The sequence below is a fragment of the Alterotamlana spongicola genome (genome assembly GCF_035818475.1).
Classification (GTDB): Bacteria; Bacteroidota; Bacteroidia; order Flavobacteriales; family Flavobacteriaceae; genus Cognatitamlana.
The window spans coordinates 704,375-728,568 of record NZ_JAYMGV010000001.1; the positions used below are offsets into that span (position 1 = coordinate 704,375).

The 24,194-nt window shown below is 30.8% G+C and carries 16 protein-coding genes and 11 tRNA genes; 25 read left to right on the forward strand and 2 right to left on the reverse strand.

Annotated features, from left to right (window positions below):
• Positions 1–51: 51 nt before the first annotated feature.
• Entirely contained in the window at positions 52–6,534 is a 6,483-nt protein-coding gene (locus tag VOI54_RS03020; protein ID WP_326281249.1) for an NACHT domain-containing protein, read from the forward strand.
• A gap of 29 nt (positions 6,535–6,563) precedes the next feature.
• Here the strand turns inward: VOI54_RS03020 and VOI54_RS03025 are convergent, their stop codons facing one another.
• Complete coding sequence (locus tag VOI54_RS03025; protein WP_326281250.1) at positions 6,564–7,250, reverse strand: hypothetical protein; 687 nt, start codon at positions 7,248–7,250, stop codon at positions 6,564–6,566.
• A 220-nt stretch (positions 7,251–7,470) separates the two neighbouring features.
• Here VOI54_RS03025 and VOI54_RS03030 point away from each other — a divergent pair, with 220 nt between their 5' ends.
• From VOI54_RS03030 to VOI54_RS03040, 3 genes are read left to right on the forward strand one after another with little or no spacing between them, the layout of a single operon-like run.
• Complete coding sequence (locus VOI54_RS03030; RefSeq protein ID WP_326281251.1) at positions 7,471–7,806, forward strand: hypothetical protein; 336 nt, start codon at positions 7,471–7,473, stop codon at positions 7,804–7,806.
• Between the two features lie 3 nt (positions 7,807–7,809).
• Entirely contained in the window at positions 7,810–8,733 is a 924-nt protein-coding gene (locus VOI54_RS03035) for an MvdC/MvdD family ATP grasp protein (protein ID WP_326281252.1), read from the forward strand.
• Position 8,734: 1 nt separating this feature from the next.
• Positions 8,735–9,274: a hypothetical protein gene (locus VOI54_RS03040; RefSeq protein WP_326281253.1), complete on the forward strand. Its 540-nt coding sequence runs from the start codon at positions 8,735–8,737 to the stop codon at positions 9,272–9,274.
• Positions 9,275–10,212: 938 nt separating this feature from the next.
• Here the strand turns inward: VOI54_RS03040 and VOI54_RS03045 are convergent.
• Positions 10,213–11,232 (reverse strand): helix-turn-helix transcriptional regulator, encoded by a 1,020-nt coding sequence (locus VOI54_RS03045; RefSeq protein ID WP_326281254.1) that lies wholly within the window; start codon positions 11,230–11,232, stop codon positions 10,213–10,215.
• A 162-nt stretch (positions 11,233–11,394) separates the two neighbouring features.
• Here VOI54_RS03045 and VOI54_RS03050 point away from each other — a divergent pair, with 162 nt between their 5' ends.
• The 21 genes from VOI54_RS03050 to VOI54_RS03150 all read left to right on the forward strand — a co-directional run bounded on the left by VOI54_RS03050 (position 11,395) and on the right by VOI54_RS03150 (position 24,107).
• Positions 11,395–12,801 carry an RtcB family protein gene (locus VOI54_RS03050; protein ID WP_326281255.1) on the forward strand — a complete coding sequence of 469 codons (1,407 nt, stop codon included), beginning with the start codon at positions 11,395–11,397 and terminating at the stop codon, positions 12,799–12,801.
• Positions 12,779–13,525 carry a nucleotidyltransferase domain-containing protein gene (locus VOI54_RS03055; protein WP_326281256.1) on the forward strand — a complete coding sequence of 249 codons (747 nt, stop codon included), beginning with the start codon at positions 12,779–12,781 and terminating at the stop codon, positions 13,523–13,525. Before VOI54_RS03050 ends, VOI54_RS03055 begins: the two co-directional genes overlap by 23 nt.
• Positions 13,522–14,577, forward strand: coding sequence for a nucleotidyltransferase domain-containing protein (locus VOI54_RS03060; protein WP_326281257.1), 1,056 nt, complete (start codon positions 13,522–13,524; stop codon positions 14,575–14,577). The genes VOI54_RS03055 and VOI54_RS03060 overlap by 4 nt, the downstream gene beginning before the upstream one ends.
• Before the next feature lie 3 nt (positions 14,578–14,580).
• Positions 14,581–14,997: a hypothetical protein gene (locus VOI54_RS03065; RefSeq protein ID WP_326281258.1), complete on the forward strand. Its 417-nt coding sequence runs from the start codon at positions 14,581–14,583 to the stop codon at positions 14,995–14,997.
• Between the two features lie 635 nt (positions 14,998–15,632).
• Positions 15,633–16,322 (forward strand): hypothetical protein, encoded by a 690-nt coding sequence (locus VOI54_RS03070; RefSeq protein ID WP_326281259.1) that lies wholly within the window; start codon positions 15,633–15,635, stop codon positions 16,320–16,322.
• Positions 16,307–17,698: an RtcB family protein gene (locus VOI54_RS03075; protein ID WP_326281260.1), complete on the forward strand. Its 1,392-nt coding sequence runs from the start codon at positions 16,307–16,309 to the stop codon at positions 17,696–17,698. Before VOI54_RS03070 ends, VOI54_RS03075 begins: the two co-directional genes overlap by 16 nt.
• A gap of 7 nt (positions 17,699–17,705) precedes the next feature.
• Positions 17,706–18,254 carry a hypothetical protein gene (locus VOI54_RS03080; protein WP_326281261.1) on the forward strand — a complete coding sequence of 183 codons (549 nt, stop codon included), beginning with the start codon at positions 17,706–17,708 and terminating at the stop codon, positions 18,252–18,254.
• Positions 18,251–18,946 carry a peptide chain release factor H gene (gene prfH / locus VOI54_RS03085; protein ID WP_326281262.1) on the forward strand — a complete coding sequence of 232 codons (696 nt, stop codon included), beginning with the start codon at positions 18,251–18,253 and terminating at the stop codon, positions 18,944–18,946. Before VOI54_RS03080 ends, prfH begins: the two co-directional genes overlap by 4 nt.
• Positions 18,937–19,491, forward strand: coding sequence for a tetratricopeptide repeat protein (locus VOI54_RS03090; protein WP_326281263.1), 555 nt, complete (start codon positions 18,937–18,939; stop codon positions 19,489–19,491). The genes prfH and VOI54_RS03090 overlap by 10 nt, the downstream gene beginning before the upstream one ends.
• Before the next feature lie 671 nt (positions 19,492–20,162).
• Positions 20,163–20,249, forward strand: a tRNA-Ser gene (locus VOI54_RS03095).
• A gap of 4 nt (positions 20,250–20,253) precedes the next feature.
• Positions 20,254–20,340 (forward strand) — tRNA-Ser (locus tag VOI54_RS03100).
• 10 nt (positions 20,341–20,350) lie between these two features.
• Positions 20,351–20,423: transfer RNA gene (locus VOI54_RS03105), tRNA-Cys, on the forward strand.
• A gap of 8 nt (positions 20,424–20,431) precedes the next feature.
• Positions 20,432–20,514 (forward strand) — tRNA-Tyr (locus VOI54_RS03110).
• A 5-nt stretch (positions 20,515–20,519) separates the two neighbouring features.
• Positions 20,520–20,592, forward strand: a tRNA-Asp gene (locus tag VOI54_RS03115).
• An 89-nt stretch (positions 20,593–20,681) separates the two neighbouring features.
• Positions 20,682–20,755, forward strand: a tRNA-Leu gene (locus VOI54_RS03120).
• Positions 20,756–20,759: 4 nt separating this feature from the next.
• Positions 20,760–20,833 (forward strand) — tRNA-Leu (locus VOI54_RS03125).
• 3 nt (positions 20,834–20,836) lie between these two features.
• Positions 20,837–20,909 (forward strand) — tRNA-Gln (locus tag VOI54_RS03130).
• Positions 20,910–20,917: 8 nt separating this feature from the next.
• Positions 20,918–20,990 (forward strand) — tRNA-His (locus tag VOI54_RS03135).
• Positions 20,991–20,995: 5 nt separating this feature from the next.
• Positions 20,996–21,068, forward strand: a tRNA-Phe gene (locus tag VOI54_RS03140).
• A gap of 6 nt (positions 21,069–21,074) precedes the next feature.
• Positions 21,075–21,146, forward strand: a tRNA-Arg gene (locus VOI54_RS03145).
• A 717-nt stretch (positions 21,147–21,863) separates the two neighbouring features.
• The gene (locus tag VOI54_RS03150; protein ID WP_326281264.1) at positions 21,864–24,107 is read left to right on the forward strand and encodes a hypothetical protein; all 2,244 of its coding nucleotides are present in this window, start codon (positions 21,864–21,866) and stop codon (positions 24,105–24,107) included.
• The last annotated feature ends 87 nt before the right edge of the window (positions 24,108–24,194 follow it).

Genomic DNA, 24,194 nt, shown 5'->3' on the forward strand with positions numbered 1-24,194 from the left:
GCAGCTATAAATAGGTTGTTTTATTTAAAGTAATCTATAATAATTTAAAATATGAGTGGTTCTGCTCCGCAAGCAGGGTTTTATTACCAAAACAATATTGCTGCCCTAAAGATAATTGAAAGCCTTTTTTTTGAGTCAGATATACAATATATCCAGCTTGAAAATTATGAAAGAGGCAATCATATTGATGATGTCATAATAAATAGATTGCATACGACTGAATTCATTCAGGTAAAATGGTCTGGAGACGACAATAACACTTACACTTTATACAGTTTACTAAGCAAGACTGAAGATAAAAACTCGATATTTCGTCAGCTAGCAGATGGATACAAAAGTGTCAAGGGTAACGAAAAAGATTTCACTATAGTTTTATATTCGACGAAAGGCATAAGCAATGCAACAAGACCAAGTAAGAATATTAAATTTGGGCTAAAAGATTTTATACAAAATGTTCTTGTAGTAATACAAAAGTCAGATCAAAAGTATAAAAATATTGAAGTACTAAAAGAATACTTACCTACATTAGAAGAAATACAAAATGAATGTAGATTAAGTGAAATCGAATTCAATCATTTTCTTAAATCACTTGACTTCCAATTAAAAAGTGACCCTTTACATATAGTAAAAAATGCTATCAAAGTAAAATTCAATTTACTAGGTATTGAAGAAAAACTTGTAGATAAACTATTGATTTCTGTAGTGGATTGGAGTATTTCAGGGGAAACAATTACAAAAGAAAAACTCCTAAATACCTTGGGGTTAGTAGATAGATTTGAAGATAAGTTATCTCATTATTTTAAAACTGTTGACGAACTACATTATGTTGCTAACAAGAAGCTTTTAAATGATATTCAAGATTCAATTACTAATCTTAAAGGAGGTTATATTCTTATTGAAGGCCTTCCAGGAATTGGAAAATCTACAGCTTTAACAAAATTTCAATTACAAAACGACGACATAGTCTTTACCTATTATTGCTTCATTCCTGACTCAAAAAATAATTTTGGTGAACTAAGGCACAAATCCAATTACTTCTTAAAATCAATGTGTATTGGGATAGAAAACAATTTTCCTGAGATTGATCTTCCCAATAAATATTCAGAGGACTATGAGAGCAAATTACTCGTATATATTGATGAACTATCAAAACTTAATCAAAATGTGATTTTCATTATTGATGGTCTTGATCACGTTCACAGAGACTTAGGTTTTAAAGAGAATTCCTTATTAAATCAAATTAAAGGTAATTTACCTGAAAATGTATTTATAATTGTAAGTACTCAATATAAGGCTGTACTTTCAAAAGACGTTTTAAGTCAAATTAATACTGACAAAAGAAGACATATAATTGCAGAAGGGTTTACCCAAGATAATATTGGGGAATATTTATCTAATAAAGGTATTAACCATTCAGAAATATTGGAGACCATCGAAAAAGTATCTTCTGGAATCCCACTGTATCTGCACTATATTTCAGAATTATTATTAAAAGTTGATAAACATAAATATAAAGAATTACTCAAAAATTTACCAAAGCTAACCAATGGTGAAATTGATACATATCACGAATATCTATATGGAAATGTTGAATTTAATGAGTTCGCAGCTTGGGTTTTAACATTTTTAGCCTATAGAAAGGAGCATACTAGCATTCAACTTATCAATGAAATCTTAAAGTCTATTGGTATTTCTACTGATATTATAAAGGTTAGAGAAGTAATAAAAGATTTTTCACATTTACTCAGATGCAATGATTTAGGTAATTACAGTATTTTTCACAATAGCTTCAGAGAATTTGTTCTCCATAAAACAGGAGACTTAAAAAAGGCATTTAACCCAGCTCTCATAAATTATTATGAGCAAAATCCCAATACCGATGAAGCTTATAGAAACTATATAACTCACTTATTCGATGATGACAGCTTCAATAAAATACTTGATGTAGTAAACGTTAATTGGATAAAAAGAGCTTGGCAGAATCTCAGACCTGTATCAGAGATTAAACAGAATATTGAAATTGCTCATAATGCAGCCATTGAACTTTTAAACTTATCTGAATTTATTAGAATCTCATTTTTAAAAGCTCAAATCTTGAATATTGAGTGGAATTTTGATAACTCCAATATTGATTTTCCAATATTATTCCTAAAAGCAGATAAAACAAATAGTAGTTTAAGAGCTATTTGGGATGGAGATTTTCTGTCTGGTTCTAAAGAATACTTCTTTCATTATTTAGATCTTTACCATTTAAAATTTAAGAAACTATTACCCAATAATATTCTAATTCAAGGATTTGGTAAGAAAACAATCGACAGTAGTTATGATTCTTTAGTTCAAAGTTTTAAAGCAGATATTTTAATTCAAAAAAAACCGATTAAGGTTTTTAACAGGGTAGATAAAATTGCTTGGAAGCAAAATGAAAATCATAGAAATGATTATAAGAAAACAGATTTTTCTAAAAAAAGAAACCGTAAAATTAATGATAAGATTAAAGAAAAATTAATTGATTATTTATTGTATCACAACCAATATGAGAAGCTTTTATTACTAGATAAAACTAATCATAAAGGAAAGAAATTAAATCAAGTGATTAAAATAGCACTTGTCAAATTTTTTCTTAACAATGAGTTAGAAACATCTTTACAAATTCTAAAAGAAGTAAATTTTGAGTATGTCCGAAATAAAGAATTATTGGGACTTATCACTCAATTATCTTCTGTTTTAACCTATGATCAAATAAAGGCTGTAATCCCATCACCTAAAATTAAAATTCCAAACATTGAAGATAAGGTTATAGATGAAGGTCGAATGAATTTCAAGATAAAAGATAATATTGTTAGCTTTTTTGACTTACTACAATCAATTTGGATTTTTGAACCAGAACTTGTTAATCGTATAAATTTACGAGTATCACTACTTTATAATCCTGCATTAAGCATTTACAGTTCCATAATTAAACTTTCTGAATTTTGGAATGCCTTAAAAACAACAAATTTAAAAGAATCTACAAAACTAGAATATGTAAAAGATTCATTGGAAAGTCTTTACATTAAACATCCTAAACACTTAAGAAAGAGAAGCTATGGATTACTTGATAATGATAATGACAGCCACTTTATTGCAAGGAGTATACACAACCTTACTAATAAGCTTTTTGAGATAGCAACCAAGGAGCTTAATGAGAATAGTTTAAAACATTTTATTAAATTCTGGTTGCAATTAGAACAAGGTGATGGAGGTTACAGACAACATAAGGTGGGGTTAGGCTTTGCAAAGAGTTTATTCGAAAAGAGTTCCTCATTATTTAAAAATGAGATACATAATATTATAGAATATTCTGAGCAACTAATAAGATTAGATGAAGACACTTCCTCTCTCCTTGAACACCTTGGAGAGGTAGCCGAAAGCTATGCCCTTTATGGCTTTAAAGAAGATTTTGTTAGAATTTATAACGAACTTATTGATATTGCTTGTGGTGTTGGTTATCGTAAGGATTACCAAGCCAGCTATATCACTTCTTCCTTAGAAGCTGTTCATCAAGTTGATAATCCCAATACATTAGCTCGATTGAAGGATGTTTTTACAGTTCAATCTCAATTAGCCTATGCTGGGAATGCTAGAATGAATCATATTTGTAAATCTGGATTAATTAGTTTTACGGGAAAACACTATCCTGGATTAGCATTTAAGCTTCTAGAAATAGAAGAGAACAACATAGGAAGAGGAGAAGCTCTATCAATATTTTTAAAACCGCTAATTAATAAAGCCTCTAAAGATGACGTATTACAGCTATTAGCTGTTATAAAAACAATTCCCAAATGGGATGTCGGAGGTACTGGTGGAGGTTACTTTTTAGATTTACTAGCTGAACTATTAAGTAGAACAATATCTATTGGAAATACTGAGTTTATTGGATCTATAATGGAAGAGGTGAAATTCAATGTGTTAATTGAACTTGAGAATTCAGAGAAGTTCGATGAGTTTTACACCATTCTAAAAAACAATAATATTGTTCCAGATGATTATTTTTTACCAAAATTAAGTTTCAAAAAAGACAAGAAAAAAAATTCCGCAAAAAATACTCAAGGTAAATTTCTACTGCCATTCACAAAACCCAGTAAAGAAAATTTGCTTCAATTGTTCAACACAAATTATGACGATTTTGATAAAAAATTAGAAGAACTTAAACTTACTCGAATACAAAATAGAAGAAGGATTGGTATAAGGAATCAGTTCTATTCATTTCAGAATAGTTTTGACGAACTATATAAATCGCTCAAAACTCTAGATAAGAAAAGAATAAGTCATTTTAAAATTACTAGATGCTATTTAGAATTTAGAGATAACATAGTAAATACAAATACTGATATACACATTAGTTTTGATGAAATTAAGACTAATTTTAAAACGCTTTGTTCCAAGTTAGCCAAAGATAACCCAAGCCTTAAAATTAATAAGTATATCAGTGAGAACTTAGATTCCAATAAGATAATTGATGAAATCAAAAGTAGTATCAACGAGAGTAGTGAATATATTATCTCCTCAATATTATCAGATGATGACATCAGTGAAATAATAACAAAAGCATCTATACATAAATTAGATACTTTAGAATTATTTATAGATAAATGGGTAAAAGAAGATAATTATTCTAAAGCCATACTTTTATTAGCAAATAGACTGGTAAAGATTAATCCTGATAAAGCAAAACAAATGCTGGATGATATTGCCAACAAAGAGTATGATAATCTTTTGTTTTCTCATCGATTTAAAACTGAAACATTAGGATTTAATGTTATTAAAACGTGTATTGAAGCCGATGCAGTATTTGGGAAGCAATACCTTCTTAAAAGTTTTATTTCTCAAAAAGGCAGGTATTATTATGATATAATAAGCTCTGTTGAAAAGCTTATAGAATATGCTCCATATTTCGAAGATCAAGAAGTTGCAAAATCATATTATAAGTCCAACTTACAATATAATCGAGAATTAGCTAAAGGTCTAACAGAAAAAAATGTAGACTATGATTTTATTGAAAAATATGATTCTAAGGAAACACTAACAGAAATAACTATAGAATACCTTGTAAGCCTCTTTGATTACCCTGTGATAAAAATAAGGGAATTAGTACTTCAAGCTTTATTCGATTTGCTTTGTTCAAACACTAAATTTATTGAAGATATTTTTAAAAAAGAATTTAGTGATTTGAGTTTAAACAAGATTGAACATCTTTTAATCGTTTTAATCGCGCTCGCCAATTACAAACCTGAAGAGCTCTACAAATACAAAAATAAATTATGGGAGTTAACTAAAATCAGGCATTACAATATTTGTGAATTATCAAGAACGCTTTTTAATGAGCTTTTAAAGAGTAATAGTAGCTTTTTAAATTCACAAGAAAGACAGGTTGTAAAAAATTTAAATATGCCTAGCTCAATAATTACTCTCCCAGAATTTAAAATAGTTGAAAAAGGTAGACATTTTTTACATTCGAAATTTCAGGCTGATATACTTAGTTTGATAAACTCGAATGAAGCAGGAGCTATTTCTATAACTGACGAGCTCTATACTAATTTAAAACGGGATAAAGGTCTTGGAGATTATGACGTAGAAAATGAGGGAGTTGTTCATAGAAATTATAATATCAATACAAATTTTGACACCATTGAAATTCATTCAGAATATTATGAAGAAGTAAAAAACAGTTTGAATGAAATTGTATATCATAAAATTAAGAGGAATGAATTTGAAATTAATTTTTTACAAGAACTAAAGTCAAAATTCAGATTATTTGACCCCTCATTTCTTTTGTATAAGCCAGTCGTTCGACCAGAAGTTATCAATTGGTTGCCAAATTCATCTGCCGATGATTTTATGAACTTTAAGGACTTCGGTGATATTACTGATAATTATGTCAATAGAGAGCATGAATTTGTTACTTTATTCGAATCAGGAAGTCAAAGATCAACTGATGGATACAGAGAAACAAAATTTTCAAGCTATTTTGAGGTATATACATTTCTAAAGAAAAAAGATGCTAAAGTAAATTTAGAAGAATTACACTATAGCCCTTTTATTAGTTCTAGTAACAAATATTCATTTGAATTGCCTAGTTCAGAAAATAAAGCTTCGACTTTCCCTGTCAAAGGAATAATACCAATTCTAGAAGTTTCAAGAAATGATTTTCGGGGTGAAAAAGATATTTCAAAAGCCATGTTATCAATTGAAATATTAAAATTTTTCAATTTTGACAAAGTCAATTTGCTAGATTTATTACAGAATACTAATCCAAATGATGACCTACAAGCTTTAGAATGGCAGAAGGCATATACTTCTGGAAGAAGACGCTATAAACCAAGTTCAAAGGGCTTTAGTTTGAAAATAAAGAAATCACTTCTTAAGAAAATTCTGGATAAGAACAGTCTTGAACTAGTATTCAATTTTGAAGTGAGTCGATCTAATACACCGTACCAAACTGAATCAAATATGAAATGGAAAAACTTTGAAAAGTCGATAATCGGTAAAATCTAAATATTCTTACCTCTTTTGGTTTACCACATTTAATTATTTTTATAAGGATTAAATAATTGAACAACCGCTGAATAAACATTGATAATGATTAAAACTACACATATAATTGGGATAACTTTCGACTCATTATTTATGGCTATTTGATATATCGAAAAAAAGATAAATATGATTGGAAAGATAGAAAAAATTATTAATACTAACGTTGTGGGTGCCTTAATAAATGATTTAACCTTCTTATTGGAAAGTTGATAATATGAAATATGTTGAATCATGGAAAATGGCTTAATAATATGCGTTGAGTCTGTTTTATATCCTAAACCATATAATTCACTACTTAACTTATCAAAAACTTGATGTAGATTCATATTATGATTCCACAAAGCAATATTCTTAAAATATAAGAAAGAGAAAAAAACCGGAATTACATTTAAAAGAAAATTATGGTCTGTTACTGTTGTGAACAACAACTTAATCTCAGTTATAGCTTCACTTTTAATGAAAATTAACAAGTATAATAATATGCTTAATATCATCCAAAACGAGTTTCGGGATAATTTTTTATTATTCTCCCTTATATTTTCAGTAACCAAAGAAAAATAATTCGATAGAGCTCCCCTATCTCCAATTTCCTTTACATCCTTATCATTACCAAAATCTTTTAAACGTTTAATAGAATCATCAATCACTTCTTTTATTTCATCCGATACTGTTCCCAAACTTTACTAATTTATCAATCTCTTGGCCAACTATCTTACAAGAGAATTTAGTTTTCATTTAAATTTTGAATTTATTTATATTGTACGAAAATAATGATTTAGTCACCAACTTTGACAGACCATAATTTTCTTTTAAATGAAACTCAAACAATCACCAACAGATTGTGTTTATAATAATTAAACCCTATATTTAATTTAATTTACTACAATCCCTTTTATTATGAAATATCTATTGTTTGAATATGGTGAATTACCCATTAATATAGACGACTTACCAGAAGTTAAATATAGTTATGAATTAAACCTTAACATTCTTAAATCAAATAACAAACCTGCCATTTCTGTTTTAGACAATAGAGCAACTGGGACATCTACAAAAGTTTATAACGAAACACCAGATAGTGATGACAACAACTTCATGCTGGCGGGTACACAGACACATACTTTTGTAAATCAAGAAAACACTGATTCCGATAATGATCATTCTCAATCACAAATGTCATTAATCACAATGACAACGACAAGAGTTGAAGTGGAGAGTACTGATCAAGATTGATATATGATATTAATAATTACGCATAAGGAAGATTATACCGCTGACTATGTCATTAACATCTTAAATCAGAGAGAAATACCTTATCACAGGCTAAATACAGATGATATCGGAATTAAGCATAATATATCATTTGTATCGAATGAAGAAAATGTAAAAATTTCTATTGATGATTTTGTCAATTTTAAATCTATTTGGTTTAGAAGAACTAAACCTCCTAATTTTCCATTTGCAAATGATAATGAAAAGAGCTTTTTCACTAAGGATTTTAGAGCTTTTCTAAATAATTTGTGGGCTTCTCTCAAAATAGAGAATTGGATCAGTCACCCAAAAGATATTTATAATGCAGAAAATAAATTATATCAATTAAAACTTGCAAAAAAAATAGGTTTTACTACTCCTAAAACAATTGTTTCTACGGATAAAAAAGAGATAGAATTCTTTTATAGAGAATCTAACGGTCAAATAATAATAAAACCGTTATTTGGAGGCAGATATTATGATGAAGGAAAGCCCAAACTTGTATTCACCAATAAAGTAAAAAAGGAACATATACTAAATAATACGGATTTTGTTTCATTTCCTATGGTTTTTCAAGAGGAAATCATTAAAAAATATGAGTTAAGAGTCACGATAGTAAACGGTAAAGTATTTACTGCTAAAATAGACTCTCAATCAAGTAATATAACTAAACTTGATTGGAGAAAGGATAGAATGAAATTCACTAAATATGATTTACCAAACGAGATTAGCGAAAAGTGCAAAAAGATTGTAGGTGAAATGAATTTAAAGTTTGGAGCTATTGACTTGATTAAAACAGAATCAGACTACATCTTTTTAGAAATTAACCCAAACGGACAATGGGTATGGATAGAAAATGATACCGGTCTTAAAATATCAGATGAAATAATCAACTATCTAATAAAGTAATATGTCAGATAAAGAAAAAAAAAGGCAAACGAAGCTAAATAAAGAGTTGTTTGATGACCACATAAATTATCTTTTAAGAATTTTTGAAAATGAAGATAAACGATTGGTTATTATCGAAAATAAGGTAACTCAATTGATTAACCAATCGGGGTTAATAATTTCCATTATAGCTTTTATTATTCCTCTCTTTTATGATAAACTTAATTGCGTTCATGTATATATAAAAACATCTTTAGGATTAATCTTTATTCTCACAATTATTTTAATAGGTATATCAATATACATAGCAAGTGGTATATTTAAAATACATAAATTCCAATATGCTGATTGTTCTGAAGACTCTCTGAAAAAAGAATTTAAAAAAATTGAAGACTTTAAGAAAGAATATATATCGGATTTAGATTATTGTATAAGAACAAACAGAGGTTTAAACAATGAAAAAGGTTCAATTTTAATAAAAGCAAATAAATTATTTATCTTCGGTATTTACAGTTTAATATTATTGGCAATTATGCTTATAATTACTTATTTCTTTATATAATTTAATAGAGCGGTCAAAGTGAGCATGTATGAAATCTTTATTAATTATTATAAAAAGTATTATATGCTTCAAGAACAATAGTTCTTTGACTAACATCTAAATAATTGATTACTATTGAATTAAAATTCTATGTAGATTTCATCATAAACTTTCTAAACAAAGTATGGTCAAATTCTACATCTTTCGCTTTTATATCCATTATTTCAATAGAGTCAATCAATCTACATATTCTAATTTTATCGACATATGTATATTCTTATATCAAAGTTCAATCGATTCGCAATTCGCGAATCGCGAATCACATAATAAATTTGTTTCATTTTGATATAATTTGACATCCAAATGAAAACCTAAACGTTAAAGTTTGTTAAATCGAGACCAATTCGGTGACCACTAAAAACAGTACCTTTTGAAAGCCTTATAAACGCTATAAAATTGAAAACATGGTCGTTATTTCCGATTTAAATTAGGTGTTCATTATTTTAGTGTGTTCAGTGACAATGAACATTTATATATAATGAACACAAAGAGCGAATTCTACCAATTATTTTTTAATTATTAACTAAATAATGAAAACAAGTACTTTTAAAATTAATTCAAAATAAAGTATATTAAATTGGTCTTTCATTATTATGGACAGTCATGGATAGAAGTTTCCTTGACAAAAACAGACTTCTTTTAAAAATCAAATTAAATTTGATTCAATTCAACTCAAATTGACTATAACTTCGATTTAAATGTTAAAATTTTCATAAAAAGAGGCTAATTCGGTGTCAGTGATTTTTTCACTCTTTGAAAACACCAATAAACCCACATAATTTCAAATTTCAACTAGTTCCACCTTGAGTACAGGTAAAATCCGTAATTCATTAATTTTAAAATGATTACGGATTTTTATTTTTAATAATTGTACGATTTATGTACGATTGAATTAAATTTTAAGCTAAATCTTTATAAAACCCTACTGCTTTTTCCAACTTTTGCTTCATTCGGTTTCTGAGCTTTTGAGGCTTGATAACCTCAATCGAATCTCCAAATCCTAAAATAAGGCGTTCTAATTCAAAATTAATCTGAACAAAAATATTAAAAATAACACCATCGTCAGTTTTCTTAATTATTCTTTGGGAACGATGAAAAGGCTTGGTAATTACATACGGCGCATTTTTTTTATCAATCCAAAACTGAATCCGTTCTGCTCTTGTATTTGAAACAGTTACTCCAATCACATCGTTATAATACTCATCGCCATTAAAGTTATTATTCTTATAAGCAATTGCAGTATCATAATCTATGTCGACAATTCTATCTAAAGCAAAAGTAATTATTGGTTTTTTTGCTTCTACCCCCGGTCTTCCAATCAAAAACCAGCGATTATTAAATTCTTTTAAAATGTAAGGATGAAAAACAATTTCGGATGCCTCTCTTGCTTTAAAAGATTGGTATTTTATTTTCAAAACCATTTTCTTGATGATTGCTTGGTACAAGACATCTAGATGTTCTAAACCTTTTAGTTTTTCATTCTTATCTAAATGAATCACGGCAGATTGATGTGTTTTCTCTGTGTATACTTTATCTTCTAATCGTTGAATAATACCTCCTAATTCAGAAAATAAAGAGAAATCTTTAAATTGTTTAAGCATCTCAACAGTTTCAGAAAGGACATTCATATCATTTTCATTAAGAGGTATGTCCGTTATCGAATAGTCCTCATCTTCATATTTATAATACTTTTTATTATATACAACAATAGGTGCATTATAACCTAACTTATCACTACGCATCATTTGAATATCTAACTGAACAGTTCGCTTGCTAACATTTACTTCTCTTCCTTCATATTCATATAATGTGTCGGAACAGGCTTCAATTAAGTCATCTAATGTCCATTGCCTATAATTGTTTTGTAGACATTTATCAATGGTCTTATAGCGTATAAGTGCATTTTTATTTAAAGCCATGTATGAAATTTTAATGAAAAATAAGGAATAAATTTATCTACGCAAAAAGATTGCGTATATAGATGAAATATTTGCATAGGAATCATAAATAAGTCTTTAAAAAAGGCTTCAAAGTAGTGCTCCGTCGAACAAGGAGTCGACGGAGTTTAAATCAAATTAGAAATGGAAAATAAAACAAACATTACAGGACATACATTAATTGAAATGGGGTTTAGATCAAGAAAGTGGTTTAAAGAAGCATTAAGTCATATTAATGAAAATCAATTAGAAGGTGATGCTTTAAAAAAATATTTAGAACAGTTTAAATCTCCTGACCCAATTGACTTGCATAAAAATGCAGTTCCATTCTCAATTAACATTAAAGCAGAAAACGAATTAGAAGAAACAAATGTTAACTCGGTAGTTGAAACGATGAAAACTTTAATGAAGACACCAACACTAGTTAATGGGTCAATTATGCCAGACGCATGTCCTACGGGAGGTAATGGAACTATTCCAGTAGGTGGTGTTGCTGTAGCAAAAAACGCAATTCATCCCGGTATGCATAGTGCTGATATTTGCTGTTCGGTTATGCTTACAGACTTTGGAAAAGCTGATCCAAAAGATGTTCTAGATGCAGCTCATAGTATTACGCATTTTGGACCAGGTGGAAGAGATAGAAATTCTCAGTTTAGATTCCCTATGGATTTACTAGCAGAGATTGAGGCTAATTACTTTTTAAATGATCAAAAATGCATTTCGGCAGCGAGGTCTCATTTAGGGACTCAAGGAGATGGAAACCATTTTTTATTTGTTGGTAAATCTAAAAATACTGGAAATACTATGATGGTTACTCATCATGGAAGTAGAGGATTTGGAGCTAATTTATACTCTAAAGGAATGAAAGTAGCAGAGAGGTTCAGAAAAGAATTATCTCCAGACACATTAAAACAAAATGCTTGGATTCCTTTTGATACAGAAGAAGGTGGACAATATTGGGAGGCATTACAGATTATTAGAAAATGGACAAAGAAAAACCATGAAGTAATCCATGATGCTACTTTAGAAAAGTTAGGAATTGAGAAAGAAAATAGATTTTGGAATGAACATAATTTTGTGTTTAAAGATGGGGATTTGTTTTACCACGCTAAAGGTGCAACGCCTCTTGACAAAAAGTTTATGCCAGATATTACAGGGCCAAGATTGATTCCATTAAATATGTCTGAACCAGTTTTAATCGTGGAAGGTGAAACAACAAAAAATAATTTAGGTTTTGCACCACATGGAGCAGGTAGAAATGTGAGTAGAACACAACATAGAAAAAGTAAAACAGGAACATTTCAAGAGATTTTTAATGAAGAAACTAAAGGGTTAGATGTTAGATTTTTCTCTGAAGAAATTGACATTACCGAGTTGCCAAGTGCGTATAAAAATGCTGAAACCGTAAGAAATCAGATGGAAGAGTTTGGTTTAGGAAAAGTCATTGATGAAGTATTACCTTACGGGTGCATTATGGCAGGAGATTGGTTGAAGAATGCTCCTTGGAAAAAAAGAAGAAATAGAAATAATGAGAAAAGAAATACTAAATAAACTACAAGAAATAGAACGAGATAAGAATATAGAAATCTTATTCGCTGTAGAGTCTGGAAGTAGAGCTTGGGGCTTTGCTTCACCAGATTCCGACTATGATATTCGATTTGTTTACAAACACAAAAAGGATTGGTATTTAAATCTTTGGGAACAAAAGGATTCCATTCAGTTTATGACTGAAGATGATTTAGATGGTTCAGGTTGGGATATACGAAAAGCGTTCAAGCTGTTAGCAAAATCTAATGCTTCTTTTTTAGGGTGGTTATTTTCACCTATAGTCTATAGAGAAGATGCTGCTTTTTTGACTGATATAAAAAGTTTGGCTATGAATAACTTCAATCCAGTTTCTGGATTTTATCACTATCATAGTATGAATAAAGGATTTGAAGAAACATTAGGTTCAGATAAAATGACCTTGAAAAGCTTCTTTTATGCTATTCGAACAGCTCTATGTGCTAAATGGGTTTATGAAAAGAAAACAATACCTCCAGTTTTGTTTCGAGAATTATATCCATTAATTGATAATAATTATCATTCAACTTTAGATGAATTGATTCTTTTAAAAAGTAAGCATATAGAAAAAAGTAATGAACCAGTTGATGCCAGTTTAATTGAATTGGTAAAGCAAATTGCCGAAGAGAATAATAGCGTCAAAAATGATTTAATTAATAAAAAACCTAATCCAGAGGAATTCAATGAATTCTTTTTAAAAACAATAACATGACTATAGAAGAACTGAAAGAATCTGGACATATCATTTTTGAATGTATAAGTGGAAGTAGAGCTTATGGATTGGACACACCTAGATCAGATACTGATATAAGAGGTGTGTTCATTCTTCCAAAAGAGAGCTTTTATTCTTTGGATTATGTAGGTCAGGTGAATAATGAATCTAATGATATTGTATATTATGAATTGCGAAAATTTATTGAACTCTGTTCAAAAAACAATCCTAATATCTTAGAATTGTTAAACGTACCAGAAGAATGCGTGCTTTATAAGCATCCTATTTTTGATGGAATAAAGCTTGACTATTTTCTGTCTAAACAATGTGAAAAATCATTTGCTAATTATGCCTATGCTCAAATAAAAAAAGCTAGAGGTTTAGAAAAGAAAATTGTTAATCCAGTTGAAAAAGAGCGCAAATCAGTATTGGATTTTTGTTTTGTATACGAACATGGAAAGTCTATCTCCTTAAAGGTGTTCTTAGATATGAAAAATATAAAACAGGAAAATTGTGGAGTAGCAAATATTGCACACTTAAAAGATTGCAACAATTTATATTACAGCCTAGAGATTCCTTATAAAGGCATTACTAAAAGTGATAGAGCTAACGACATTGCATTAAGCTCTATTCCAAAGGGAGAAGCTGCCATAGGTATGTTGTTTTTTAATAAAGATGGATATTCAACTTATTGCAAAAAATATAAAGAATACTGGGATTGGGTAGACAAACGCAATGAAGAACGCTATAAAACTACTGTATCACATAGTAAGAATTATGATTCTAAAAATATGATGCATACGTTTCGATTATTACATATGGCTAAGGAAATAGCTGCCGAAAATATCATTAATGTAAGACGTTCGGATAGAGCCTTTCTATTAGACATTAAGAAAGGTAAATTCGAGTACGATGAATTAGTAAGTTGGGCAGAAGAACGAAAATTAGAATTAGAGGAATTATATGCTACTTCTAATTTACCTGAAAGACCAGACTTAAATAAAATAAATAATCTTTTAATTGAAATTAGGAATAACTATTATAGTAATTAAAGAATGAAAATTGAAGAGCAATATATAAGATATCCAAATGGAGTTTCTGAAAGAATGTTATCTGGTCGTTTAGGCTTATACTGGGAAGAATCAATGCAAGATTGGGAATTCACAGTATCTGATTCAAGAAGATTGTCAGATTTTCTCAAAATTTATCAAACTGAATTAGACAATGATGATGACAAATTTACCCTGATGGGCTTGATAGTTTCCTCATTTGATGATGGTATTTCTGAGGCGGATATTGAAATGAAAGAGCTTTGGGAAGTTTGTAGAACCATTCTAGAAAAAGAATGCTTTTTACACTTTTCAATTATCAAGTATTGGAGTTTATTAGAAGAAAAAGACACTGAAAATGTCTTTTCAATTACTCTATATATGAGAGAAATATGGGATAAGGTCGAAGTGAATTTTTTATAATTCCTTTCAGAAATTAAAAAATAATGACATCTTTGCACTCAACAGTTACAAATAAAACAAAGTTTAGACCTATGAATAGTATATTAATTAAACATAAAAAGGATGCTGAAAAGCTATTTCTGTTGTATATGAAATAGGTAAAAACTTTAAAAAGATATAAAATCTAAAAGGCGTCCAAGAAATTGGACGTTTTTTTTATAATTTTTTTTCTGATTTGAAAAATGTGAGTTTAAAGCTAAATATCAGCCGAACAAACAGTTATGAAAAATAGCTGTTATCTGTATAATACGGACAGGAATTCTATTGTCTAATAATATCATAACTTACTGATTATCAATTAAATAAATTTTATTTTTTCTTGCGTAATTTAAAAAAGCGTTATAGGTTTGCATCGCAATAAAGCGCAAAACAATTATAAAACGAAGTAATGATGTTATTTATCAAACTACATAATATAATGCAGAGAGAACTAGGTTCTTTTGTGCATCTGCTTCGAGACTACTTTCCTTATTAATAGATTACATCTATCATATTAAAAGAGTCCGAAGCCAAAAAGTTTCGGACTTTTTTGTACGCCATATTTTGGCTATACATAAATCTTCACGAAACCAATAGTAAAGATTAAAATATGATAATTGAAGCCAAAGCATCTCAAAGAAAAAAGAGAAAAAGAAGTGCGTCGAATTTGGAAACGACGTTCTGAAGTCTGGAAAGAAATGCGAGGATTGGGATATATAGAGTTAAAAAAACCCATTCGTCACGGTTGGTTTAAAGAAATTATAATTACTCATAAAGTAGAGCGCTACAAGAATAAAGCAGCTATTTTAGAAGTATATGATAAGATAGAAAAAATATTTTGGGGCAGAACAAAAGAAGAAGCACAGAAAAAGTGGCTGCATCAAACCTCAAAATATCTTATCTATAAAGATTTCCCAACTATAAGCAAGAGGCAGTTTAACAAACTAAGTTTTAGAGCACAATGCATGTGTACACCATTCTATTATAAGAATGAACGCAAAAAATTAAAGCTTAGATTCTATATAAGAATACCAAAAGGGGCTTATAGAATCAAATATACAAGAGCCTATATAACGCATTCAAAACGTATTGATCCACTATTAGAAAGTGAATCTGCTTTGTTAGAACAACAGCTTTTAAAAAGTGGTTATTATGAAGCAGACCAAAAACTTAATAGATGGAAAGAATACTGGAATCTATCCGATCGAAAAAAGGAAAAGTTAAAAACAGAAAGAGCCCTTAAAAGCCTTAAAAAATATGCTATTGAGGACATCTTAAACGAAAACATATTATGGGAAATAAACTAAAAGGGAAAGACTTAATAAAATTAGGCTTCCCAAAAAATAATAGTATCAATATTGCTTTAGGGCAAATAAATAGATATAGAAAAAGAGAAAAGAAAGAACGCATCTTGGAAGAAGCGAAAGAGGTATTGCTAAATCCTGAAAAATTTCAAGGCAACGCCATTTGGGGAAAAGTAGCTGAAGGCTTAGTAAAACCAGTTGAAGTTAAATTCCACAAATTGAAAAATACAAGAGCGCCTTTCACCATTTATGGAGAAAACGAGATTGATGAGCAAGCAAAGTATCAGTTGTATGATGCTTTAAAATTACCAATTGCTGTTTCAGGAGCTTTAATGCCAGATGCACATACAGGATATGGATTACCAATAGGTGGTGTTTTGGCTACAGAAAATGCAGTAATCCCATATGGTGTTGGTGTAGATATTGGCTGTAGAATGTGTTTAACTATCTACCCAATGAAAGCATCTTACCTTAAAGGAAAGCAGCATCAACTGGAGAACATCTTGTCTAATCACACCAAATTTGGAATGTATGAAACACATGACAAAAAACATGATCATGAGATTTTTGAAAGGCAAGAATTTAAAGACATCCCTTTGTTAAAAAGGCTTAAAGTGAAAGCGTTTAAACAATTAGGTACGTCAGGAGGAGGTAATCATTTTGTGGAATTTGGAAAGGTGACTATTACAGATATTAATAATGAATGGAATCTAAATGTAGGCGAATATATTGGTGTTTTATCACATAGCGGCTCAAGAGGATTAGGTGCTAACATTGCAAAACATTACACCTATATGGCAACCAAACAATGTCCATTACCAAAGAATGTTCAGCATTTGGCATGGTTAGATTTAAACACTCATGATGGACAAGAATATTGGTTGGCAATGAATTTAGCAGGCGATTACGCAAAGGCATGTCATGATGATATTCATCACCGTATAGGCAAGTTGTTAGGTTCTAAAGCAGTTGCAAAAATTGAGAATCATCACAATTTTGCTTGGAAAGAAACGGTAAACGGAAAAGAATGTATTGTACATCGCAAAGGAGCAACACCTGCTTCAAGTGGTGAGTTAGGAATCATTCCTGGTTCTATGACTGCACCGGGGTTTATTGTTAGAGGCTTGGGGAATGATGAGAGTTTAAACTCTGCTTCTCATGGTGCAGGACGCTTACATTCACGCAGAAAGTGTAAAGAGAAATTCACTAAAAGTGATGTAAAGCAGCAATTAAAAATACATGATGTTACACTTATTGGAGGAGGTGTAGATGAAGCACCGATGGCTTATAAGGATATCAAAAAAGTAATGAATAATCAACAAGAATTGGTAGAAGTATTGGGAACATTTACACCAAAAATTGTGAGAATGGATAAATAAAAAAATTATGGGAGCAAATCACAATATAAAAAGATATGGAGAGCTATGGCCAGATTATAGAATAGAGCATGGCTTAAAAATATTAGAACAATTAAAACAATGGATTATAATTTCTGGAGGTTGGGCTTGGCATTTTATGTCGGAGTCTAATCATAAAGAATATAAGCATGCGCATGACCATAAGGATATTGACATATTTGTTAATCCTAAACGAGTACCGCAAGTTATGAGAGTTCTTTTAGAACAAGGGTTTCAAAAAGTATGGACACGATATGATTATTTACCGAGTCAAGAAAATTTTAGACGCTATGAAAAAACAGACTGGTTAGAAAGTGGTAAACAGATTCGAATCACTATTGATTTTTTCGAATCTGCCTCTGTAGAAACTATTACTGTTAATGGATGGACTATAGTAGAGCCTAAGACTTTATTAGGCTATTATTCAAATATCCATTCAAGCGATAAATGTTGGGCTGTAAAAGCGGCAGTAAAATTATTAGAGCAAGGTAAAAATCCAGTAGGAAATGCATTGTTATCAAAAAACCCTTTAAAATGAAAACAAAAACAATACAGATAACATCAGGCAGAGGGCCAGTTGAATGTTGTTGGGTTGTAGCCCAAGTTTTAAAGTATCTCATTGAAGATATAAAAAAAGCTAAAATAAAATATGTGCTTTTACAAAGAGAACATGGTACTGAAAACGGAACACTACAATCTGCAACTATTCAATTACAAGGAAAGGAATTAGAATCTTTTTTAAAAGACTGGTTGGGTACTATACAATGGATAGGGAAATCATCATTTCGTAAATTTCAAAAGCGTAAAAATTGGTTTATAGGAGTATATGAAATTGAAGCAACTAAAGAAACATTCTTAAAAGAAAACGAAATAAAATTTCAAGCCATAAGAAGTTCAGGAGCTGGAGGACAGCATGTAAATAAAGTAAGTTCAGCTGTAAGGGCAACCCACTCAAAAACAGGTATGCAAGTTTTGGTAATGGATAGTAGATCACAGCATCAAAATAAAAAAATAGCTTTAAAACGATTGCAAGAAAAGGTAGATAAATATAATAATGAACAGTTAAAAATGTCTGTTCAGAATCAATGGGGAAATCATCTCAATTTAGAAAGAGGAAACCCTATCCGTGTATTCAAGGGAAGCGATTTTAAAACGCAGAAAGTAAATAAAAGTTATAAGTCGAAACGACAAGAATCTAAAAACAATTTAAGACAACAAAAATGGGATTAACATTAGCAGACAGTTACTATTTAAAAGCAAAAGCAGCAACAGGTGGGTTTTGTAGTGATTGGGAAGAAGTCTGTGAAGCTTTAAACTATGCACTTTCATATGACGAAAATCATTGTGCTTCACTTTGCCTATTGGGGGAAATCTATACAAAGCATTTATCAATGCCAGATAAAGCATTTGAATGTTTTGATAAAGTAATTGCTATCGATACTAATTATGAAGATGTCTACCCAATGTACATAAAACACCTAATCTGGAATAACAAGATAGATCGGGCAAGTAAACTAATAACCTTTGCGCAAACTGTAAAAACCATTGATAAAGCTCAACTCAATTGGCTTTCATCATATATTGAAGAAACATTAGGGAATTATAAGGCTTGTTTGGAAGATTTAAAAGAAGCAAAAAAGCACTGTTATAATGATCATTATTTCGATTTTATGATAGATGAACAAAAACGCATAGAAAAGAAGATGAAATTAGATAAAAAACAAAAACCATCTAAGAAATCGAAGAAGCGAAAAAAAAGTAAAAAGAATGCGTAGTTGTATTAGATATTTGTACAATAAAATAAAAACAGCATATTTGTAAAACAAATGATACCGCAAAGATTACATAACAGTCAACAAATAGAGTTTTGTCTCTATGATTTTCGCTCTGAATATAGTGAGCGATTAGGACGCTATGTGATTTTTAGAAGTAATTGAAGATATTATTGACCATAAATCATTATAAATTATAAGCGTCCAATTAAACTGGGCGCTTTTTTTATGGAAATTTTTAAAATAATGTTTAAGAGTTAGAAAAAGGTAAAATAGAGAATTGAAACAGAAAACAATTGAGAGACAGGCTGTTGTGTAAAATGTTCATTATCCGTAGTTATACGGACAGGAATTCTATTGCTTAGAATAAGCATAACTAATTGATTATCAATAAATTAAATTAATTTTTTCTTGTGTAATTCAAAAATTGATTTCATATTTGCAACGTTAAAAAACAATAACAGAATAATATAATAATGAAACTTTATTTACAACATATTTTATCATCAGATTTCTGTCTTCGCTCGCCGAAGAGCTTAGAGCTGTTTCATAGTTATGAGCAATGTAAATTTAGATTTTGGGAGAATACTTATGTTATGAATTGATATAATTTTAAAACAATAACAAGTAAAGCACCTCCCGAAAAGAGGTGCTTTTTTTATGAGTAAGAATTAGGAAGGACAAGCCAATAGGTGGTGGCCACGGTCTTGAAAACCGTTCGGAGATAACGACTCGTGTGGGTTCGACTCCCACTCCTTCCGCATTGGAGAGTAGGTAAATACTGGTTTGTTACGCTTGACTGCTAATCAAGTCCATGTTAAAGTGGTGAAGGTTCGATTCCTTTGCTCTCCGCAAAAAGAAAGACAAGGTGGCTGAATGGTTAAGGCGACGGACTGCAAATCCGTTATCTATGAGTTCGAATCTCATCCTTGTCTCAAATTATGGAAGTGTTGAGCAATTGGTTGGCTCTCCAGACTGTAAATCTGGTCTCTTCGGAGCTTGTAGGTTCGAGTCCTACCACTTCCACAAATAGTACTGTAGCACAATGGCTAGTGCATCCGACTGTCTCTCGGAAAGTTGCGGGTTCGAATCCCGTCAGTACTGCATATCTGGGAAGATAACGGTGGTTGTTTACTCGCCTTGGACGCGAGAGGTCGCAGGTTCGATTCCCCTACGGAATACAGATATTAAATGTGGGGATGGCGAAAATGGCAAACGCACCTGACTTAGAATCAGGAATCTGAGAGTTCGAATCTCTCTCCCCATACTATGCTCCACTAGCCCAACTGGAAGAGGCATCGGGTTTAAGCCCCGTGTAGTCTTGGTTCGAATCCAAGGTGGAGTACATAGACCCGTGATGTAAATGGTGAGCATACAGGAATTTGACTCCTGAGGTATAGGTTCGAGTCCTATCGGGTTTTCAAAATATGGTGTCTTTAGTTTATTTGGTAAAACATCTCACTGTGAATGAGAAGAACAGGGTTCGAATCCCGAAGTCACCCAAAATGGAACAATAGCAAAGTTGGTCAATGCAACGGACTGAAAATCCGAAGATACAGGTTCGATTCCTGTTTGTTCCACAATTTAGGAGTATAGTTTAATGGATAAAACATTGGGTTACGACCCCGAAGATGCGAGTTCGAATCTTGCTATTCCTACTAGATTTCGAAATAATATTTACTACGCAAAATCAATGCGTAGTTCAGTTAAATATTTGAATCGTCAATAAGATAAAACGTTCTTTAAAATATACATTAGGTCAAATAGAAGTTACTTCAAGCAACCATTTAAGACAAACTTTTATAATTACCTAATAAAAAAAAGGGGCAGTAGCTCAGATGGTTAGAGCAGGTTAGTTTATAAATTACCTTGTCAATTCAGAGTTATTCGGTGAAAAATACACAAAGAAATTTGGTCAATATAGGCTTACTTCTGCGCTCATAACGCCCGTGTCGTGGGTTCGATTCCCACCTGCCCCACAAAAGTCTCTTTAGCATAAAAGGAAGTGCTGTGGTAAAAGACCGTTGATCGTAGCCACGGAGTGATTGGAAGATGTTGTTAGCGGCGTGCCTGCTAATAAATAGAATTTGCAGAAGCACCGAAATGAACAAGATTCAAAGTAGGGAAGCGCATTTAGAGCCGATCTGTTCGTTTAGACGAAAGTGCCAGTTCGAATCTGGCAAGAGACACAAAAGGTCAAGGTAAACTTACTTCTAATCAGGTTCGAGTCCTGACTTCTCGAAAGAGAGGCTTTGGTTGAAATAGTTTATTGATTACCATTTAAAAATTAGGTCAATTGTTTCTTACTTCAAAACTCTTTAAGGTAGACATAGAAACAAGATTACCTAATTTATTAACTTTAAAAAATGAATGAAATGAAAAAAGATTTACTTAAAGTAAGTATTAGACAAAATGCAATATATATCCCTCATGACATTGTTGTTAATAATATTAAATCTATAAATGAAACTACATCTGCTTTAGTTGTGAATGCTTCAAAATTAGGATTTACATTTTCGGAAGAATTATTGCATACTCTAAACAATGTAAATCCAAAAGATAAATTAGAATTATTAGAAATTCTAAAGGAAATAACTGGTGTCAATAAGAATTGGACTCCACTTGTTAAAGAGTGGAATATCCCAACAGGTGAAACAGTTTTAGATCACATAATCACACTTTTTGGAAACATTTTTCAAACTAAAAAAGGGACAAAGTTAGACTGCGGACATATAATTCCTCACGGAACTTTTCCTCTTGAAAGATATAACGGTTGTCCTTTTTGCGGAACTCCTTTCGAATTTGGAAGCATTGAATACCAAAATCAAGGAAGTAAGTTAAAGGTTTTAGAACTATGGAATGATAACGACTTAAATCAATTTTATGTTGATTTATTAAAGTCAAAAACCGCATTAGATACTACTCAAACAGAAAGTTTAAAAACACTTTTGAAAGAGTTTGATTTACCAAATGATTTAGAAATTGGCATCAAAGAAACATCAATGTTAGTAATTGATGGTTTAGTTGAGCATGACAGGAGTGATGAAGCTCAAATTCTTTTCAAGAACCCGAGTGATATTTTAAGGTATTTGTGGTACAAACACACAGGGTTTCTTCAAATTATAGAACCAAAAACTATAATTAATAGAATCTCAAAAAACCATCATAACATATTCAACCCAGCAGATCGTAGTGGAAGTGCTAGATTACAATCTAAAGCAGATTTGAAATTAAAGTACTCAAGAAAAGACTGCAAAAGAGTTGCCACTTGGTTAAATAATTTAGACTCACCAGCAGAGAAATCCTGTGAAATTATGCATCCAAAGCGCGGTATGTGGGTTCGTTTTATTAGAGCATTACGTTTAGCAGAATATAGTAAGCGAAAAGGATTTGAAAATTTAGCTAAACTATTAGATGTTTTCTATAATGAAAACTATGAAGTATGGCAAGGTAAGATCAATCACTTTAGGTTGAAAAGTGATTCTGAAAACACGTTCAAGTTATTAAAGCAAAGACCAGGTTTATTTGCTCGTTCATTATTCTCAAATATGTTGTGGTTTGGAGAAGATATTACCTTAAAACACTTTTCGGAAATCATTGATAATATTCCTGCTAGATTGGTTTTTACATTAAGTATGTATGCACAAACTTATTTTGACAAGAATGCTACTCGAAATGTAAAGCCTTTAGGAGGAACTAATAAGAGAGTGACAGCAAACAAGTTTTTGAAACTTTATGAGGAAGATCACTTAAAGGAGATGCAATCTAAAATTGAGGATTTATGTCTAGATGTGATAAAGAAAAGGTTTTCTAGCATGGAAAATAAGAACAAAACTATCTATATTGATGAGGGACTGTTTAATATTCCAATGTCTATAGGAGATAGAAGTGAATCCGTTCAAGATTTACCTTCAGCATTAATGGGAACACGATTTACAGTTGAAGGAAATACGGTTAGATTGTTTTTGCAATGGGGAGAAGGATTACCTGCTCAACATTTAGATATGGATTTAAGCTGTAGAGTAGCATATGAAACCTCAACAGATTTTTGTTCATATTCTCAATTAGTAATTGCAGGCTGCAAGCATAGTGGAGATATTCAAAGAATTCCACATATGATTGGTACAGCAGAATATATCGATATCAACCTTGACGAGTTGGAATATAGAGGCGCTAAGTATGTTAGTTTTACTTGTAATGCTTATACAAATGGAAGTCTTTCTCCTAACTTAGTTGTTGGATGGATGGATAGTAAATACCCTATGAAGATTTCACCTAAAACTGGAGTTGCTTATGACCCTTCTTGTGTACAGCATCAAGTTAGAATAACCCAAAAAATGACCAAAGGATTAGTATTTGGTGTTCTTGATGTTAAGAGTAGAGAGATTGTTTGGTTAGAGATGGCTTTTGGCGGTCAAGTGGTGCAAAATTTAGATACTATAGCTGTCGAAGCTTTGTTAAATAAATTGAATAGTAAATTAAATATTGGTAACCTTTTGACTCTTAAAGCAGAAGCTCAAGGGTTAGAAATAATTTCAGATATGGAAAATGCTGATGAAGCTTATGATATTAAATGGGCTACAAATACCGCTAAAGTTACGCAGTTACTTATTGATTAGCCTTCTATTATAATTGTATCAAAGAATCCTTATTCATTAATTTTAAAATGATTATGGATTTTTTGTTTTTGATGTTTGTATGATATA

Excerpts from the sequence above, each read along its gene's own strand:
- VOI54_RS03020 (WP_326281249.1), top strand. The coding sequence starts at position 52 with ATGAGTGGTTCTGCTCCGCAAGCAGGGTTTTATTACCAAAACAATATT.
- VOI54_RS03030 (WP_326281251.1), top strand. The coding sequence starts at position 7,471 with ATGAAATATCTATTGTTTGAATATGGTGAATTACCCATTAATATAGAC.
- VOI54_RS03035 (WP_326281252.1), top strand. The coding sequence starts at position 7,810 with ATGATATTAATAATTACGCATAAGGAAGATTATACCGCTGACTATGTC.
- VOI54_RS03040 (WP_326281253.1), top strand. The coding sequence starts at position 8,735 with ATGTCAGATAAAGAAAAAAAAAGGCAAACGAAGCTAAATAAAGAGTTG.
- VOI54_RS03045 (WP_326281254.1), bottom strand. The coding sequence starts at position 11,232 with ATGGCTTTAAATAAAAATGCACTTATACGCTATAAGACCATTGATAAA.
- VOI54_RS03050 (WP_326281255.1), top strand. The coding sequence starts at position 11,395 with ATGGAAAATAAAACAAACATTACAGGACATACATTAATTGAAATGGGG.
- VOI54_RS03055 (WP_326281256.1), top strand. The coding sequence starts at position 12,779 with ATGAGAAAAGAAATACTAAATAAACTACAAGAAATAGAACGAGATAAG.
- VOI54_RS03060 (WP_326281257.1), top strand. The coding sequence starts at position 13,522 with ATGACTATAGAAGAACTGAAAGAATCTGGACATATCATTTTTGAATGT.
- VOI54_RS03065 (WP_326281258.1), top strand. The coding sequence starts at position 14,581 with ATGAAAATTGAAGAGCAATATATAAGATATCCAAATGGAGTTTCTGAA.
- VOI54_RS03075 (WP_326281260.1), top strand. The coding sequence starts at position 16,307 with ATGGGAAATAAACTAAAAGGGAAAGACTTAATAAAATTAGGCTTCCCA.
- VOI54_RS03080 (WP_326281261.1), top strand. The coding sequence starts at position 17,706 with ATGGGAGCAAATCACAATATAAAAAGATATGGAGAGCTATGGCCAGAT.
- prfH (WP_326281262.1), top strand. The coding sequence starts at position 18,251 with ATGAAAACAAAAACAATACAGATAACATCAGGCAGAGGGCCAGTTGAA.
- VOI54_RS03090 (WP_326281263.1), top strand. The coding sequence starts at position 18,937 with ATGGGATTAACATTAGCAGACAGTTACTATTTAAAAGCAAAAGCAGCA.
- VOI54_RS03150 (WP_326281264.1), top strand. The coding sequence starts at position 21,864 with ATGAAAAAAGATTTACTTAAAGTAAGTATTAGACAAAATGCAATATAT.